At 66.3% G+C, this 17,569-nt stretch carries 14 protein-coding genes and 1 pseudogene; 2 read left to right on the top strand and 13 right to left on the bottom strand.

Annotation, left to right across the window (positions count from 1 at the left end; translation table 11 throughout):
• Positions 1–345: 345 nt before the first annotated feature.
• The 11 genes and pseudogenes from W930_RS0115145 to W930_RS0115090 all read right to left on the bottom strand — a co-directional run bounded on the left by W930_RS0115145 (position 346) and on the right by W930_RS0115090 (position 13,722).
• Positions 346–942, bottom strand: coding sequence for a peroxidase-related enzyme (locus W930_RS0115145; RefSeq protein WP_023872005.1), 597 nt, complete (start codon positions 940–942; stop codon positions 346–348).
• Positions 939–2,824: pseudogene (locus W930_RS0115135) on the bottom strand (acyl-CoA thioester hydrolase/BAAT C-terminal domain-containing protein). The gene W930_RS0115145 and the pseudogene W930_RS0115135 overlap by 4 nt, the downstream one beginning before the upstream one ends.
• A 16-nt stretch (positions 2,825–2,840) precedes the next feature.
• Positions 2,841–4,418 carry an ABC transporter substrate-binding protein gene (locus tag W930_RS0115130; RefSeq protein ID WP_023594830.1) on the bottom strand — a complete coding sequence of 526 codons (1,578 nt, stop codon included), beginning with the start codon at positions 4,416–4,418 and terminating at the stop codon, positions 2,841–2,843.
• An 80-nt stretch (positions 4,419–4,498) separates the two neighbouring features.
• On the bottom strand, positions 4,499–5,497 hold the full coding sequence (locus W930_RS0115125) for an ABC transporter ATP-binding protein (protein WP_023872002.1): 999 nt from the start codon (positions 5,495–5,497) through the stop codon (positions 4,499–4,501).
• Between the two features lie 68 nt (positions 5,498–5,565).
• Entirely contained in the window at positions 5,566–6,576 is a 1,011-nt protein-coding gene (locus W930_RS0115120) for an ABC transporter ATP-binding protein (protein WP_023872001.1), read from the bottom strand.
• A gap of 8 nt (positions 6,577–6,584) precedes the next feature.
• Positions 6,585–7,466 (bottom strand): ABC transporter permease, encoded by an 882-nt coding sequence (locus tag W930_RS0115115; RefSeq protein ID WP_023872000.1) that lies wholly within the window; start codon positions 7,464–7,466, stop codon positions 6,585–6,587.
• 65 nt (positions 7,467–7,531) lie between these two features.
• The gene (locus tag W930_RS0115110) at positions 7,532–8,506 is read right to left on the bottom strand and encodes an ABC transporter permease (RefSeq protein WP_023871999.1); all 975 of its coding nucleotides are present in this window, start codon (positions 8,504–8,506) and stop codon (positions 7,532–7,534) included.
• Positions 8,503–9,999 (bottom strand): NAD(P)/FAD-dependent oxidoreductase, encoded by a 1,497-nt coding sequence (locus tag W930_RS27605; RefSeq protein ID WP_023871998.1) that lies wholly within the window; start codon positions 9,997–9,999, stop codon positions 8,503–8,505. Before W930_RS27605 ends, W930_RS0115110 begins: the two co-directional genes overlap by 4 nt.
• Positions 9,996–10,976 (bottom strand): LysR family transcriptional regulator, encoded by a 981-nt coding sequence (locus W930_RS0115100; RefSeq protein WP_023871997.1) that lies wholly within the window; start codon positions 10,974–10,976, stop codon positions 9,996–9,998. Before W930_RS0115100 ends, W930_RS27605 begins: the two co-directional genes overlap by 4 nt.
• 355 nt (positions 10,977–11,331) lie before the next feature.
• A complete protein-coding gene (locus W930_RS27600) occupies positions 11,332–13,179 on the bottom strand; it encodes a 3'-5' exonuclease family protein (protein WP_023871996.1) in 1,848 nt (615 codons plus the stop codon).
• 51 nt (positions 13,180–13,230) lie between these two features.
• A complete protein-coding gene (locus W930_RS0115090) occupies positions 13,231–13,722 on the bottom strand; it encodes a DUF2471 family protein (protein WP_024788871.1) in 492 nt (163 codons plus the stop codon).
• A 173-nt stretch (positions 13,723–13,895) separates the two neighbouring features.
• On the opposite strand from W930_RS0115090, the gene W930_RS0115085 reads away from it, so the two are divergent.
• Positions 13,896–14,615 carry a glutathione S-transferase family protein gene (locus tag W930_RS0115085; protein ID WP_023871994.1) on the top strand — a complete coding sequence of 240 codons (720 nt, stop codon included), beginning with the start codon at positions 13,896–13,898 and terminating at the stop codon, positions 14,613–14,615.
• 67 nt (positions 14,616–14,682) lie between these two features.
• On the opposite strand, the gene W930_RS0115080 is transcribed toward W930_RS0115085, so the two are convergent.
• Positions 14,683–15,861: a GGDEF domain-containing protein gene (locus W930_RS0115080; protein ID WP_023871993.1), complete on the bottom strand. Its 1,179-nt coding sequence runs from the start codon at positions 15,859–15,861 to the stop codon at positions 14,683–14,685.
• Positions 15,862–16,043: 182 nt separating this feature from the next.
• On the opposite strand from W930_RS0115080, the gene W930_RS0115075 reads away from it, so the two are divergent.
• Positions 16,044–16,595 carry a DUF4019 domain-containing protein gene (locus W930_RS0115075; RefSeq protein ID WP_023871992.1) on the top strand — a complete coding sequence of 184 codons (552 nt, stop codon included), beginning with the start codon at positions 16,044–16,046 and terminating at the stop codon, positions 16,593–16,595.
• Positions 16,596–16,680: 85 nt separating this feature from the next.
• On the opposite strand, the gene W930_RS0115070 is transcribed toward W930_RS0115075, so the two are convergent.
• Positions 16,681–17,319, bottom strand: coding sequence for a GntR family transcriptional regulator (locus tag W930_RS0115070; protein WP_023871991.1), 639 nt, complete (start codon positions 17,317–17,319; stop codon positions 16,681–16,683).
• Positions 17,320–17,569: the final 250 nt, after the last annotated feature.

Raw genomic sequence — 17,569 nt, 5'->3', positions numbered from 1 at the left:
CGCGATTTGTGTGGCCAGTGTCTGGAGATTCGAAGCAAAAAGCCGATCGATGTCATGGCGCATGAGGTTGGACAACGATTGCGAAACTGCAACCTACCCCATTTGCACCAATAGATAACGCGCTGCTCGTTTGAACAGCGCGTTCCGGTTCGCGTGGGATATTCGTTGCCCGCCAATATCGGGAATGCGTCAGCGATATTCAAATCGGCGCTTTTGGGAATTCATGACCCGAACGGCCTATCAACATCCCGCAAACGCCGGTAACCGTTCGCGATCAATCGGTTGCCGACGCTGGCCGAGGTCATTTGTCGGGATCAAACCCGCGGGAACCAACGGTCGATTCGATCACGCCGGTTCGGTCGCCGGGAATACCGGTTCACCCAGATTCAGCATCAGGCGATTCGCCCAAGCGAAAATGGCAATGGAGTGAATCAGGTCAAGCATCTCCGCGTCCGTCAAACCAACGTCACGCAGCGCCTGCAATTGCTCGGGCCGTACGTCGCCGGGCTTTTCCGTCAACGCAATCGAGAATTGCGCGATGGCTTTCTCCCGCTCGGTCGTCCCCGCCGTACGTGGATCGTCGAACACTTCATGAATCACATCGTTTCGCTTGGCCAACTGCTCGAAACGCTGTGCATGCACCGACGCGCAATACACACACCCATTGATGCGCGAGACGACCGTCGTAGACAGCTCGCGTTCAGCGCGCGGCATGCCGCCTGGTGCGTACATGATGGCGTTGAACGCGGCCGAGCGCTGACGAAGGATTTCCGGTTGATGCACGAGAAAGAGGTAGTAATCCGACGTCTTCGCCTTGGGGTGGCTCTCTTCGAGTACCGCGACCTGTTCCGGCGTCGCGTTCTCGAGCGTGACGACATCGAGCCATGCGTCCCAATCGAGCGACTCGTTGGTGAAGCCGTGAGAACGGATGATGTCGCTCATGCTGCCACCTCCTGCGGTGCGAGTTGTTTGAGGGCCTCAAGGCCCGCGACGAGACGCGTCTGATACGACAGGAACGCAATCAACTGCGCCAGCGCGACCACGGCTGGCGTGCTCAGTCCAGCGGCCGGCAGCTTCAGCAACGCGGCCTTGTCGCCCTCGACAGGGTTCTCGATCAGCGTGCGCGTGAACGCCAGCATTGCGCGCAGACGCGGCTCGGCCACATCCTCCGGCTGTCCGGATGCCGCTGCCTCGAGCTGCGCGGCATCGACCGAGTGCTTGCCCAGTTCGGCACGATAGTGCTCGACGAGCGCGGGTGCGGGCGTCAGTCGGGTGGCATACAACGCAACGAGCAGACGCTCGACCACGGAAATGCCTTCGAGCGCGGGATCGAACAATCCGTCGTAGCTGCCCTGCGTGGCCACGGCGACCTTGTCGCGCGCATGACGCAACGTATGCGTCGCGGAACCGGGGGCCAGGCCGGCGACGCGGTCGACCAGATCGTTGGCGAGATCGTATGAGGTAGGGGCGGTCATGATTGTCCTTTTGAGTGGGCACGCGCGGCCACGGCCTGCGCGAGGAAAGCCAGCACGGCAGTCCACGAACGCTCGTCGGCAAGCGCATTCGCATCCGGCTCGCCGCCGCCGGTGCTGATCTTGCCCGACACGGGGTGCGCGTAGACGAGTTGCGTCGTGGGCACGTACGGGAACACGATGGCGTGCCCGGCGTTCTCGAAATCGAAATGTTCGACGGGGTACGGATGCGAATGTGCCGAGAGTCGCTGCGTCACCATGCGCGAATACCGGCTCGAAGGCCATGAGCCGTCATCCTGCGCCGACAGCAGCATGACCGGCCCCCGGATCCTCTCGACCGGGATGCTGGCACGCGCGACCGCCGCCGGATCGTCCAGCGCCGTGAGCATGGCCCGCGTGTGGCGATGGGGCGGTGGTCCTTCGTCGAAGGGCGCCCACGACGCCGCGCGATTGTTCTCCCAGATGTGCGGCAGCGGCTTGCCGTCGAGCAGCCAGGTCGGCCCTTCGCGTCCGATGGCCGGATCGCACGCATTCTGCGCGCTATGGATCAGGGCGCTCGGCACGTAGCCGATGACGGCGGAGACAGCCTCGGGGAAGGTCGCACCGAGCAGCAGCACCAGCTCGCCACCGCGCGACTGCCCCGAGAGCGCGACGAAGTCGTGCGCCGGACGCACCGTGCGGCGCAGCCATGCCATGCCCTTTTCGAAATACTCGAGCGGCGTATTGGAGATGTAGTCGGGCAGTCCCGGCGCCTTGAAGTAGCCGAGCGCAAACGCGGCGTAACCGTGCGACGCATACAGCGCGGCGCGGGGTTCGTTGATGCCGCCACCAGACCCGTTGAGGACCATCACGGCCGGGTGTGGTCCGTCGCCAGGGGGCAGGTAGAGCGCGCCGACCAGACCATCTTCGCGCACTTCGCGACGGGTCACCCCCTCGGCGGCGAGCCGCTGCGTGAATGACACGGACGACGACCCGACAGACGGCGTCGCCCCCCGATCGGCATCCGAGCCTGAGCCCGCATGCGCCACCACCGTCGTGACGAGCGGTGCTGCGACCGGCTGGGGAAACACCTCGCGGCTCTTGCCGTCTTCCGGCACCTGCGACCAGATGAGGCCCATTGGCGACACGCCATGATAGCTGCCGCCGACCGGCGCGTCGCGCGCGACGTCGACGACGCCGTCGGCATCGGCCACGAAGGTCGCCTGAGCATGCCAGACCACGCCGCCCGCCCGCGCGGTGCGCGCGGTGAGCGTGACGTGGGCCCCGGGCACCGCACCGCGCACCACGAGGTGACGGGGCACATCGATCAGTGCGTCGGCCGGCGTTGCCGTGAGAATGAGCGATGACGTCATGACGCGATGCACCGGCTCACTTGGCGACCTTGGTCACTTGCATCGCGACGGTGCGATCGCTCGTGAACGGCGTCACCTTCAGGCCCTTGCGCGCGGCCCAGATGTTTTGATAGTGGTACAGCGGGATCACGCCGACGTCGTCCGATACGAGCTTGACCGACTGGCGCAGAATCGCTTCGCGCTTGCCCTCGTCGAATTCCGAGGTCGACGTGTCGAGCGCCTTGTCCACGGCCGGATTGCTGTAGTGACCCCAGTTCGATGCCCCGAGCCCTTTCTTGGCGTCGACGGTGGCGAGCACGTTCACGAGCGCGTAGCTGGCTTCACCGGTTCCGTTACCCCAGGCGAGCATCGACATGGCGTACTCATTCTTGTTCGCGCGGCCCGAGTACACGGCCCACGGCACCACTTCCACCTGCGTCTTCACACCGATGCGCGTCCAGAACTGCGCCACGGCCTGCGCCGTTTCCGGGCCCTGCGGATAGCGGTCGTTCGGCACGTGCATGGTCAGCTTGAAACCCTCGGGGAAGCCGGCTTCAGCGAGCAGCTTCCTGGCCTGCGCGGCATCGAACGGAATGTCCTTCACCTCGGGGTTGTAGCCGAACGTGTCCTTCGGCATCCACTGATTGGCCACGCTCGCCGTACCCTGCATGATGCGCGTGACGATGGCATCGCGATTGATCGCGAGCGAGAGCGCGCGGCGCACGCGCACGTCGAGCAGCGGGTTCTTCGCGAGCGGCTTGCCGGCATTGTCCGTGATGTACGGGTTGCTGCCTTCGCGGAAGCTCGGTTGCAGCAGCATCACGCGCAGGCCCGGGTACGGGTAGACGGTCACGTTCGGCGACTTCTTCAGGCGCGGGATGTCGGAGGCCGACACCTTGTCGATCACGTCGACGTCGCCCGCGAGCAGGGCCGCCGTGCGCGCGGCGCCGTTGTTGACGTAGCGGTAGTCGACTTTTTCCCACTCCGACTTGCCCGCCCAGTAGTTGTCGTTACGCACCATCTCCACGCGGTCGCCCGGCGTGTACGAGACATACTTGAACGGACCGGTGCCGATCATGGCGCGTCCCGCGTTGTAGTCGTCGGTGTTGGATTTTTCGCCTACATGCTTGCTCACGATATGCACCGACGCCAGATTGAGCGGCAGATCCGGATTCGGAATCCTGGTCTTCACCACGAGCGTGAGCGGGTCTGGCGCGCTCATTGTGTCGATGGTACGCAGGTAGCCGGCGAAGGTCGCCACGCTGCCCGGCACATTGCGCGCACGCGTGTACGAGTAGATGACGTCGGCGGCGGTAAACGGCTGGCCGTCGTGCCACTTCACGTTGGGGCGCAGCTTGAACTCCCACGTCTTCGCGTCGAGCGCCTTCCACGACACCGCCAGCCCCGGTTGCAGCTTGTTCCACTTGTTCTCGACGAGCAGATCCCAGAAATGCAGATCCACCGAGCGGTCACCGGCGTGATTGTTCAGTTGCGGATCGAGCGACGACAGCGGGTCGGCGAACGCGATGCGCAGCGTCTGGGAAGACTGGGCCGAAGCCGCAGCGCTCGTGACGAGCAGCGCGGCAGCCAGCGAGGGCAACAAGAAGCGTTTCATTATTGGCAATCCTGGTCGTGGAGGAGGGACAGAGGAAGCACGCGCGACGATGTCGACCGACACGTGCGCGCACCGGAATTTCAGGTGTCGTTCAGGTGACAGGCGCTGACGTGGTTGATGGCCACGCCACGCAGCGTCGGGACCTCGGTGCGGCACCGCGGCATGGCGTGCGGGCATCGCGGATGAAAATGACAGCCGCCCGGCGGCGCGATCGGGCTCGGGATTTCGCCGCGAATGGCCGAAAACGTCTTGTGACGCACGTCGATGCGCGGAATTTCGGCGAGCAACGCCTGTGTGTACGGGTGATTCGGTCGGCGGAAGACCTCCTCGACCGGCGCACTTTCGACCACGCGCCCGAGATACATGATCACCACGCGATCGGACAGGTGCTCGACCACGCCGAGGTCGTGGCTGATGAAGACGTACGTCAGCTTCAACTGTTCGCGCAGGTCCATGAACAGATTCAGGATTTGCGCCTGGATCGAGACGTCGAGGGCTGCAACGGCCTCGTCGCACACCAGCAGGTCCGGGTTCACGGCCAGCGCCCGGGCGATGCCGATGCGCTGGCGCTGACCGCCGCTGAACTGATGCGCATAGCGATGGCGCATGGCGGGATCGAGTCCAGCGCGCTGCAACTGGGCGCTCACGTAGTCGTCGAAGCCCGCGCGATCGGTGAGGCCGTGCACGAGGGCTCCCTCGCCGACGATGCGGTCCACGCGCAGTCGCGGGTTCAGGCTGGCGTACGGATCCTGAAAGATCATCTGGATCTTCAGCCGTGCGTCGCGTCGCTCGCGCTCGGAGAGCGAGTCGGCCGCGCGTCCGTGAATCTGGACTTCGCCCGACGATGGCTTGAGCAGGCCCGCGAGCATGCGTCCGAGCGTGGACTTGCCGCAGCCCGATTCCCCGACGAGCCCGACGACTTCGCCCGGCTTCACGATGAGGTCGACGTGATCGACGGCCCGCACGACAGTCGGCGGATGCGCGAGTCCGGCGCGCTCGAGCACCCGCGCGACGGGGCCGACGCGGCGCTCGCCGAAGCGTTTGCTCACCCCGTGCAGCGACACGATGGGCGCGGGCAGCGTGGCGCTCGGGCGAGGCGTGTTGCCGTAGCCGGCGTTGGTCGTCTGACTTTGCGGCAGCGGCGTACTCATACCATCTCCTTTTGCAGCGCGGCGCCCGGATGGAAGCAGCGTACGAGACGCCCCGGCAGTATCTGTGTCATCTCGGGACGCTCGGCGCACGCCGCGCTCGAATGCGCGCATCGCGACGCAAAGGCGCATCCGGCCGGCATGGCAAGGAGGTTCGGCGTCATGCCGGGAATCTGGCGCAAACGCTGGCCGCGTTTGTTCAGGCTGGGCAGGCTGCCGATGAGGCCCGCGGTGTAGGGGTGCTGCGGAGCGTCGAGCACGGCGTCGACCGCGCCCTGCTCGACGATGCGTCCCGCGTACATCACGGCGAGCGTATCGGCCAGCCCGGCGACCACCGACAGATCGTGCGTGATCCAGATGAGCGCCGTGCCGTGCTGGCGCGCGAGCTTTTGGACTTCGGAGAGAATCTGCGCCTGGATAGTCACGTCCAGCGCCGTGGTCGGTTCGTCGGCGATGATCAGATCGGGGCGATGCAACATGGCGATGGCGATCGCCACCCGCTGGCGCATGCCACCCGAGAGCTGGTGGGGATAGGCGCGCAGACGCTCGTCGGGGCTCGGAATGCCCATCATGCCGAGCGTGTCTCGCGCGAGCTCGCGTGCCTGCGCCTTCGATACTTTCTGGTGAGCGCGCACGGCCTCGATCATTTGCGCGTCGACGCGCAGCACCGGGTTGAGCGTCATCATGGGGTCCTGGAAGATCATCGCGATGCGATTGCCTTGCAGGTGACGCAACTCGGCGGGCGCCATTTTCGTGAGGTCGCGGCCCTGGAACAGGACTTCGCCACCCACGATGCGCCCCGGAGCGTCGACCAGTCCCATGATCGAGAAGCCGGTCACCGACTTGCCCGAGCCCGACTCGCCCACGAGGCCCATGATGTGGCCCGGCGTCAACGAGAACGACACGTCGTCGACAGCGGGCAATGTGCCCGCGCGCGTGACGAACTGCGTGCGCAGATTGCGCACTTCGAGCGTCAGTGGGGACGACGCGGCGGAAGACGGGGAAGACACGGCGCCGCTCATTTCTGCAACCTTGGATTGAATACGTCGCGCAGGCGATCGCCCACGAGATTGATGGCGACGACCGTCACGAGCAGTGCGAGGCCGGGATAGAGACTGATCCAGTATTCGCCCGAGAGCATCGTCTGGTAGCCGTTGGCGATGAGCAGGCCGAGCGACGGCTCGGTGATCGGCACGCCCAGACCGAGGAACGACAACGTGGCCTCGAGCGTGATGGCGCGCGCGACCTGCAGCGAACCCACCACGATGAGCGGCGGCAGGCAGTTCGGCAGGATATGCCCGAGCACGATGCGCCAGTCCGGAATCGCCTGGCAGCGCGCGGCCTCCACGTATTCGCGGCGCGACTCCACGAGCGCCTGGGCGCGTGCGGTGCGCGCGAAGTAGGCCCATTCGAGCACCACGAGCGTGAGCACCACGTTGCCGATACCCTTGCCCACGTAGGCGAGGATCATCAGCGCCACGAGGATCGACGGGAACGAGAGCAGCAGATCGACCAGACGCATGATGAAGGCGTCGACACGGCCGCCCGCGTAGGCGGCCACGAGCCCGAGGACCGTGCCGAGCATGCCCGCGATCAGCGCCGAGCCGACGCCCACGCCCAGGCTGATGCGCAGACCGTAAATGATGCCTGAGAGCAGGTCTCGGCCCTGACCGTCGGTGCCGAGCCAGTAGGTATAGGTGCCCAGGCCGTTGACCGTGGCCGGCGCAAGGCGCGCGTCCATCACGTCGAGTTGCATCAGGTCGTAGGGGTTCTGCGGCGTGATCCACGGGGCGGCGAGCGCGGCCGCGATGAGCACGACGAGCACCACCAGGCCGAGCACGGCGCTCCGGGAGCGAAGGAATTCGCGCAGACCCTGCTGCCAGGGCGATTCGCGGCGCATCGGCAAGGATTCCGGTGCCAGCGCAGGTGCGCCTTGCGCGCCATGGGATTGCGGATTGAGCGACATCAGGCGGAGGCCTCCACGCGCACTCGCGGATCGAGCCATTTGTAGAGCACGTCCACGATCAGATTGAGCGACACGAACAGGCACACCACGACGATGAGATACGCCACGATCACGGGGCGATCGAGCGAGTTGATGCTGTCGAGAATGAGCTTGCCCGCGCCGGGCCAGGCGAACACGCTTTCGGTCACCACGGCGAAGGCGATCGTCGAGCCGAACTCCAGGCCGATCACCGTCACCAGCGGAATCAGCGTGTTGCGCAGCACGTGCACGAGCACCACGCGCAGCGGCGACAGGCCCTTGGCGCGCGCGAATTTCACGAAGTCCTGCGGCAGCACTTCGGTCACTCCGGCGCGGGTGAGGCGCAGCACGAGCGAAATCTTGAACAGCGACAGATTGAGCGCGGGCAAAATCAGGTGACGCAGCCCGTCGGCCGTGAGAAACGACCACTCGACACCGAATACGCTCACCGTCTCGCCCCGGCCGCTCGCGGGCAACACGCCCAGATGCACCGAGAAAAACATGATGAGCATGAGGCCGACCCAGAACGTGGGCAGCGAAAACCCCACGATGCTGCCGGTCATGAGCAGCTTCGAGATCGGGTTGCGCGGATAAAGGCCGGCGAACAGGCCGAGCGGAATCCCGATGCACACCGCGAGCATGAGGGCGGCGAAGGCGAGCTCCAGCGTGGCGGGCAGGCGTTGCAGAATCAGCTGGATGGCCGGCACGTTATAGACGAAGCTGTTGCCGAGCTCGCCATGCAGCGCGCCGCCGAGGAACGACAGGTACTGGCGCCACAGCGGCTGGTCGAGGCCCAGTTGCGCGATGATGCGCGCGCGATCGACCTGATCGACGTCCTGACCGATCAGGATGTCGACCGGGTTGCCGATCGCGTGCAGACCGATGAAGACGATCAGCGTCATCACCCACACCACGAACACCGCCTGGAGCAGGCGGCGCAGAATCCACGCCGTCATGCGATGCGCTCCTCGCCGTTCGCGGCGTTGTCGGGCGCACTCGGCGGCGCGGGCGGCGGCGCGGGGGTCCACTCGTCACCATAGACCTCCGGCTCGGCATACGCCTGCATGTTGGCGTAGTGATACGCGACGTCTTCCCGATAGAAGGTGCCGGCCAGCCCCTGGGCCAGACGCTTCGCGCCTTCGCTCACGGCCGGGATGTCGCCCGAGACCGCGCCATGCGAGAGTGTCGCGGGCGCACAGAAGCAGTGGATGCGCTCGAGGCCCGGGCATGCGCCGGGCGTCTTTTCCAGAAACTCGAACGTTGGGCCGAGATCGGGCGAGTCGAACAGTTCGGCGTCTTCGTCGCCTGGCGCGGGCGAATAGCGATCGCCCCACTTGCGCACGAACCTGGCGAACGGCGCGAATTCCGGACGCCCTTCGATATCGATGCGAAAGCCCGTGGCGAACACGAGGAAGTCCAGCACGAAGGTGCCCTTGGCGGTGCGTACGTGCAGGGCGTCGCCAACCGGCGCGACGTCGAGAATCGGCGCGCCGAGGTTGAAGCGCGCGTTGTCGTGACGTGAGACGCGCAAGGTGCTGCCGCGCGGGGGCGGGACCTGCTGCGCGTTGACGTAGTGACGGATGCGCCACTTCCAGTCGTCCGGCAGATTGACGTGACCATGCGTGAGGCCCGGGTTGCCGGCCCCCTTGCCCTTGTTGACGCGCGGAATGTCGGCGCGGCGAATGAGCATGTCGACACTGGCCGCGCCGGCTTCGAGCGCGGTGGCTGCGCTGTCCATGGCCGATGCGCCGGCGCCGATCACGCCGACACGCTTGCCGCGCAGCGTCGCGTAGTCCAGCACGTCCGACGAATGCGCCCAGAAGCGGCGCGGCAGGTCACGCGCGAAGCCGGGCACGCTCGGGCCGCCCAGGCCGTCGCGGCCGGTTGCCAGCACGACATGGCGCGCGTAAACCGTCGAGTCGCCCTGGGCCGACGTGACCGACAGGGCGACGAGGCCGTCGCTGCCACGCGGCGCGACCGACGTGATGCGATGCTCATTACGCACGTCGATGTCGAGCACGTCGCGATACCAGCGAAGGTAATCCATCCATTGCAGGCGCGGGATCTTGTCGAGCGCCTCCCAGGCGTCGAGACCGAACTGGGCCTCGAACCAGGCGCGGAACGTGAGCGCGGGCAGGCCGAGCGCAGGGCCGGTGAGTTGCTTGGGCGAGCGTAGCGTTTCCATGCGGGCGGTGGTCGCCCATGGGCCTTCGAAGCCTCGCGGCGACTGGTCGAAGATCACGGCGCCTACCCCGAGATGCGTGAGCGAGGCCGCGGCCGCCAGACCCGCCATGCCGCCACCGATGATGGCCACGTCCAGCACGGACTGGCCGTGGAAGATGCGTTCGGGCACCCAGCGCCTGGCGGGCAGTTCGAGCCAGGCGAGGTCCTGACGCAGACGCGCTTCGAGCGCGGGCAGGCCGGTGGCGGATGTCGGGGACAAGGTCATGACGACGAGGCTTCCTTGGGAGCGGGCAGATCGCCGTAAAGCGACTGCAGGACTTGGGCGTGTTCGGTGGCGGCGTGTTGCACGAAATCGGGCAGCAGCGCTCGGGCGGCGTCAGCCAGGGCCTGCACGAAGGCGAGCGCGGCAGGCGAAGGTTCGCGCGCATCGCGTGTGATGACGCCGAAGAAGAACGGGATATCGGCATCGATCGGACGCACGGCCACGCCGGCGAGCGGCAGGCCGTAGGCGGTCACCGGCTCGAGCACCGCGATGCCGAGCCCCGCGCGCACGGCCGTCATGGCATTGATCGACGCGTTGGTCTCGATGAGACCGACGGGTGCCACACCGGCCAGAGAGAACGCCTGGTCCAGGCGGCGGCGCAGGCGGTAGGGATTCTGCATCGTGATGATGCGCCGTCCGGCGCATTCGGCCAGCGGCAGGCGGTCGTGGCGCGCCAGCGGGTCGTCGTTGCGCACGGCGGCCACGCAGGCCGACTGCCCTATCCAGTGCACCACGATGCCGCGATGTTCCAGGGGCAGGCTCGTCACGCCGATGTCGGCGGCGCCGGTCAGCACCGCGTGCACGACCTGTTCGGGCGAGGTGCTCCGCATCTGGATCTGAGCACTGTCATGCGCGAGTCCGGGCAGGGCGAGGGCGGCGGGCACCAGACCCGCCGCAAGCGCCGAGGTCGCGGCGATGTGCAGCGGACGCGACTGTCCACGGGCGATTTCGTCGGCGCGTGCGCGAATCTGCTGGAGGCCGGCGAGCACGTGCTCGACGTCTTCGAACAACAGGAAACCTTGCTCGGTCGGCGTGACGCGCGGGCCGCTGCGCGTGAACAGCGCATAGCCGATCTCGGCTTCGAGCTCCTGAATCATGCGGGTGATGGCGGGTTGCGAGCGCCCGAGCAGACGCCCGGCCGCGGTGATGCTGCCGGTCGACATGACTGCCGCGAAGGCTTCGAGTTGGCGTAGTTCCATCTGGCTCGTTGTAGGCAAGGGCGGCCGTCGCGAACGCCGCGCGGTGCCGAATCGTCGACGACGCCCGGTTCGCCGATGTCGCAATCTCTGGTGTATTCAGATTGCGTATTCTTTGACCGTAAGCATGCGCCTTGCAAATACTTAATATTTATATGCTCATTCCCCGCGGTGCAAAGGCGGGTTTTGCCTAGGTGACGCGGGGGAGAAATAAAACACGCCGCCGGGAGCGCGGCACGCGAGGAGCGCGCTCAGGCAAGCCAGGGGTGAGCGAGGAAAGCCCGGACGGGCGGGCGCACGGGAAAGGCCTGGATGGCCTGGATGGGGCGGACTGTGGCGGCCGACAGCGGCCTTCGGGTCAGTGTGCGTCGAAGGGAAGGCGCAGCTGTGCCGGATCTTCCGGACACGGCTGGCGGCGACGCTGCAACGCCATACTGCGTGGTTTTGGCGCGACGGCTTCGGGAGGATCGTCCGGACTCAGCCGAAAGGTCGGCCGGATGAGGTGCAGGACGACCAGCGGCGCGAGCGGTTTGCGCGTCGCCGGTGCGCGTGCTTCGCCGTTTCGGCCGGCATCTTCATTTCCCGTGCCCGCGCTCGCCGCCGCGCTTCCTGCCGCGCGCTCAATCATGCTCTCAACCGCGCTCTCAACCGCGCCCTCAACAGCAGCGCCTCCCGAGACACCCCCGGTCGTTCCGACCGGTCGCCCGCTGCGTGCGCGGCGATTGTCGACACTCCCGGGCTTCCCGGCGAAGTGACCCGTCGCCGAAGCGGCAAGACGTCTGCCGAGCAGCCGGTAGATGTCGGGGTCGAAGCCGGTCACGGCCGGCATGCGTTCGAGCAGACCGTCGAGGGCGTCGGCGGATGTCACGCTGCCCAGATACTGCCAACGGTCGATGACGTGATAGGCCGTCTCGGCCGCGTGTTCGCCGGGGCCATGCTCTTCGATGGCGATGGGGCCGTCGTACGGCCACGTTTCCAGTTGCAGCGTGGCGAGCGCCTCGCGGACGCGCTCGTTGTGCGCCTCAAGCGACGCCTCGCCCACGCAGACGCCATCGCATCGCTTGACCTGATAGCCGAAGCAGGGGCGTCCGGGCGCGATCTTCTCGAGTCCGAGTTGCGCGCAGCAAAGGCGGTGCTCGTCGGCCAGTGCACGAAGGGCGCTCTCCGCGCGAGTGCGAGATGAAAACGTACCGAACAACGCCTGGGCATCGGCGAAGTCGACGGTCTTCGCGCTCACCAGTCGCGGCGTATCGGTGTCGGGCGGGAATTGCCAGCTGTAGAGGCTGGATGCGCGACGAAGCATGCGGTTGTGCACCGGTTGCAACTGCTTGACGAGCTGCGATTCGAGCAGCAATGCCCCCAGTTCCCCCACTGTCGGCCGGGCTTCCACGCGACGGATCTCCTGCGAGATCCGCAGGTCTTTCGCGACCTGGTGATCGCTGGAGAAATGCGAGCGTACCCGCGCGCGAATGTCGACGCTCTTGCCGACGTAGAGAAGCGTATCGCCTTCGCCGTAGAAGAGATACACGCCAGGGCGGCTCGGCAGCGCGTCGATGGCTTCGTCCGGCAACTGGGGAGGTTGGCTCGATCGCTTCGTGACGCGCTGGACGGCCTGCTCGATCAGCTCGGGGGCGTAGATCGTGTGGAGCTTCTGCCAGAACTGCCAGAGCAGTTCGGCGTCGGCAAGTGCGCGGTGGCGACCCATCGGTGTGAGGCCGAATCGGGCGATGAGGGCATCGAGCCCGTGACGGGCGGCCGAAGGGAACAGAAGGCGAGACAAGCGCACCGTGCAAAGGACGTCGGCCTGAAATGCAATGCCTGCGCGCTTGAATTCGTTCTTGAGAAAACCGTAATCGAAGCGGGCGTTGTGCGCGACGAACAGCTTGCCGTGAAGGCGTTCGGCGAGCCCCTGCGCCAACGTGGCGAAAGACGGCTGGCCACGCACCATTTCGTTGGTGATACCCGTGAGTTGCTGGATGAAGGGCGGAATTGGCTCGGCCGGATCGAGCAGGGTGCTCCACTGCTCGATTCCATGCGGGCCGACTTCGACGACGCCGATCTCCGTGATGCGATCCTCCAGCGCATTGCCGCCCGTTGTCTCGAGATCGACGAAGACCATCGCTGCGGGCAGCGAGCGCGCCAGCGCGTCCGGATCCGGCGCCTCGCGGAAGGAATCGTTAGCCTCGTCGACCGCGAAATCTTGCACTTGCCTGACCCTCGTTAGCCTGGTTGCGTTCGTCCATGTCGCACGCGCCGCTCACGACGCGTTGCACGACGGGTTGCCGGAGCGCGCGGCGGCAGACAGCACGGAGGCCCCGGCGCGCAGCGGTGCGTCGTCGTCCGCCGGATCGTCGCCGGCGAACGCCGCGACGATGGCGCGGAAAACGGCCGGTGCCGGCGCATCCGGCCATTGCAGGTCCACGTGGGCATCGAGCGGCGGCAGATCGCCGTCGCGGCGCAGTGCCTCATCGCCAGGCAGGCGCAACAAACGCGCGAGTACCCACGGTTCGTGCCGTGCATGCAGGCCGATGTCGGCCTCCGCCTCGTCGGCGATCGCCAGCAGCGTTCGCCAGTCCAGCGTCATCGCCGGTTCGGCGTCGGAGGCGGCACCGTTCTCGCCCACGTCCGGCGATTCATGCTGTGCGTTGGCGCGATGTTGTGCATAGCGCACCGCGATTTCGCGCACGATGCCGGCAAGGTCGCGCTCGGCGGCGCTCAGCGCCAGTTGGTCCCAGTCGATGATTTCCATAAGACGTTCCTCGAATGGGCTACATAATACTGTATAAATTCACAGTTCGCGAGTCACGATGCGACACGCCGGCGGTGGCTTGCACCTCGCGTCGTGCAGGCTCGCTCACTGGCGCGCGGCGTGTAATACTCTGCGCCGTGACGCGCTTTCATCCCGCCAGGAGTTTCCAAACGATGCTGACCCTGTACACGTTCGGCCCGGCATTCGGGCTCCCCGACGCGAGCCCGTTCGTCGTCAAGGCCGAGATGCTCCTGAAGCTCGCGGGGCTGCCGTACCAGACGGATCGCGGCGGATTTCGGCGCGCGCCCAAAGGCAAACTGCCCTACATCGACGACGATGGCGAAATCGTGGCGGATTCGACGCTGATCCGGCTGCATATCGAGCGCAAGTACGGGTTCGATTTCGACGCGGCGCTCACGCCCGCGCAGCGTGGCGCTGCGTGGATGTTCGAAAAGGCGCTGGAGGATCACTTCTATTGGCACGTGGTGCAGGCGCGCTGGTGCGACGACGCGAACTTCGCCAAGGGGCCCGCCGCGTTCTTCAAGGCGGTGCCCTGGCCGGTGCGTCCGCTGGCCCAGGCGTTCATTCGTCGCAAGATCCGCAATACGCTGCACGGTCAGGGCACGGGCCGCTTCACGCCGCCGGAACAGGCGCAGTTGCTCCGGCGCGGCACCCAGGCCGCGGCGCAACTGTTGGGCGACAAACCTTACTTTTTCGGCAGCACGCCGTGCGGTGCGGACGCCACGGCGTTCGGCTTCATCGCCGCCGCGGCATCCCCGCACTTCGACATGACATTGCGCGACGAAATCGCCATGCACCCGAATCTGATGGATTACGTGAAGCGATTGCGTCGGGAATTCTTCCCCGTCGTGGAGGACGCCGTGCGCGCCTGACGGCGTGGCGCGGCCTCGCCAGGTACGATCGACCCCGAGCCCGCCGGGGGCGTCACGGCCGTCGGGTTCAACCGGCTTCGGGCGCGGTCTCGTCGCTCGGCAACACGTCGGAGAGCACGAGGTTGCGCCCTGAGATCTTGGCGGCGTACAGGGCCCGGTCCGCCCGTGCGCAAAAGGCCTCGAGGCTTTCATGTGCGTGCCACGTCGCGACGCCACCGCTCAGCGTGTAATGGCATACGCCGAAGGGACCCGCCACCAGATGCCGGCTTGCCTGCGTGCGCAAGCGTTCGGCGATGCGAATGGCGCCGTGCGTATCGGTGCCCGGCAGCAGTACCGCGAATTCCTCGCCTCCCAGACGCCCGAACACATCGCCTTCGCGCAGGGCGTCGCGCACCAGCTTCACGAATTCGCGCAGCACCGTGTCGCCACCTGCGTGGCCATGCGTGTCGTTGATCTGCTTGAAGTGATCGAGATCGATCACCACGATCGACAGCGGCAGGCTGCGCGAGAGCGCCCTCGCCATTTCCTGACGTGCCAGCAGGTCAAAGTGCTTGCGTGAGAGCGCGCCTGTCAGGTAGTCGCGATTGGCGGCCTCCTCGGCGGTGGCGAGCATGGCATCGTGAATCATCAGCACCGAGCCCATCGTCATGGCCGGCATGACGATCGAGCCGATGACGAGCATGACGGCATTGAATGCGGTTTGCGCGAACAGATCGGGGCCGGGCGCGGGCGTGAGCCCGAACACCAGGCCGCGCACGATGTGCCCGAGCGCGAACGCGGTGGCCAGTCCGGCCGTCAGCCAATAGTGGTAAGGCGGGCGGCGCGGCGGCACATGCCGGAGGATCATGACGGCGATGGCCAGCAGGATCGACGCATGGAAGGCCGAGACCGCCACCACGCGGACCTGCGGACTGTCGAAGCCGTAGCGCCAGAGCACCATCACCGCGCAAAGCCCGGCAAGCAAAGCCGCCAGGACCCGCCAGTGCGGTGGCCGACCAAGGAAACGAGCGCACCCGGCGTAATAGAGGAGCAGCCCCCCTGCCAGCGCCACGTTGGCCGTGGGAATCGAGAGAAAATCGGGCACCACGCCGCGCAGCGCGAACAATGGAAGGGAGACGAGCACGGCGAGGTTGGCCAGGCACCATTCGCGTACACCTGCCACGCGTGAACGTAGCAGCGAGCCCACGATCAGCAACATCATGAAGCTGAGCAGTGAAGTGATCGCAAGCAAAGAGGTCGTCAACATGGCGATGACCGGCGGGGGGAGCAGACATTTGATGAGCATTGTAGTGTACGCCGGTGCGCGCGTTGCAAGCGTGCGCCGATGTGCGTCAATGCGCTTCGCCAGCTTTCGCTGCCCGTCGAACGACGCCATGCCCCAGTAGAATGTGCCCGACCGATTTTTCCCGATTCAAGGAGTTCGCGCCAATGCCGACGTTCCACCCCGATGCGTTTCCCCGGTTTCGACTTCGCGCCGCAAGGCGTGGGCTGGTGCTTGCCCTCGTCGCGGGGGGCAACCTGATTGCCGCCTCAGCGTACGCGCAGCAAGAGCCGATGCTGCGTCGCTCGGCCCAGCCACCTCTGTTCTCCAGTCCCGCGAGCAACGTGTCCGCGCCTGCGGTCGACATCAATCGCGACGTCCGACCCGCACTTGAGGCCGCCAACCTCTGGCTCGGCCTGACGGACGTCAACCGCGCCCAGCAAAGCTGGGAGCAAGCCGCGCCAGTGTTCCAGCAGTCGGTGACGGCCGAGCGCTGGGCGCAAAGCCTGCAATCGGCGCGCACGCCGCTAGGCAAGGTCAAGACACGTAAAACCCGCGACGCGATCTTCACGCGCCACCTTTCGGGACAGCCGGACGGCGAATACGTGGTGATTCAGTACGAGACGTCGTTCGAAAACAAAGCCGACGCGCACGAGATGGTGACGATGGTGTTCGGCATCGACGGCCGCTGGCGGGTCGCCGGTTATCAGGTGCGCTGACCGGGCGAACGACGGTGTCCGTCGCGGCGCCGGGGTGTGCGGGTGTGCGGGTGTGAATGGATGCGACCGGACGCGACCGGCCGCATCAGCGCGGCAGCGCCGGCTCCACGATGTCTCGCGTGGTCTCGACGTGGGCGCGCGCGACGTCTTCGGCGCGATCCTCGTCACCGGCGCGCAGCGCGGCGAGCAGTTCCCGGTGCTGGGCGTTGGTCGCGCGCAGTTGCCCGTCGGAGAACATGACCGGCACACGCAGCGCCCAATAGTAGAACTGCGTGCGTTCATGGAATTGCGCCAGCACCGCGCTGTCGGCGGCCGCCATGATCCGGTCGTGGAACTCGCTGTTCAGGCGATTGAGCGCGAGCCGCGGCGTATCGCTGTCCGGCTCCATTTGCTCGATGAGCGCGGCAAGTGCGTCGCACGCCGAGGGGGTGATCTTGCGCGCGGCCAGTCGGGCCGCTTCGGCTTCGATGGCTTCCCGACCTTCGAAGATGGCGCGAACGGACAGGTGGTCGGCGCCCTGGACCTCCCAACCGCGGTTGCGGGCGATGAGTCCCTCGCCTTGCAGAATGAGCAGGGCTTCCCGAACCGGCGTGCGGCCCACGCCCAGTCGTTGGATCAGGTCGTCCTCGATCAGGCGCTGCCCCGGTCTGAGCTCCGAGGCGAGAATCATGCTGCGGATCTTCGTCCGTACTTCACCAGTGATCAGGTTGCTGGGCGCTTTCATCTGAGGCTTGTCTTCCGTTGTTCGGTGCACGCGCCGCGTGCGTCGACGAGATCGCCACGGGCCGGCCCGGCGTCTCGTGGGCGGGGCGTGTGATCGTCTCCTCCGGCGTACGCCGCCGCCATGGCGGAGCGGATTCTACCGAGATTCGTATTCGTTCCCGGAATCTGTTCCCAATACGTCAACGTTCACGGGAGCATGCGTGCGACGCGCCGCGGAAGGGCGAATTTTGCGCAATTCTTTCGGTTTCCGA

Source organism: Pandoraea sp. E26, assembly GCF_000681415.1.
GTDB classification, from domain to species: Bacteria; Pseudomonadota; Gammaproteobacteria; order Burkholderiales; family Burkholderiaceae; genus Pandoraea; species Pandoraea pnomenusa.
The sequence above is the reverse complement of the archived record's forward strand: the minus strand, read 5'-3'. Positions and strand labels throughout refer to the sequence as shown.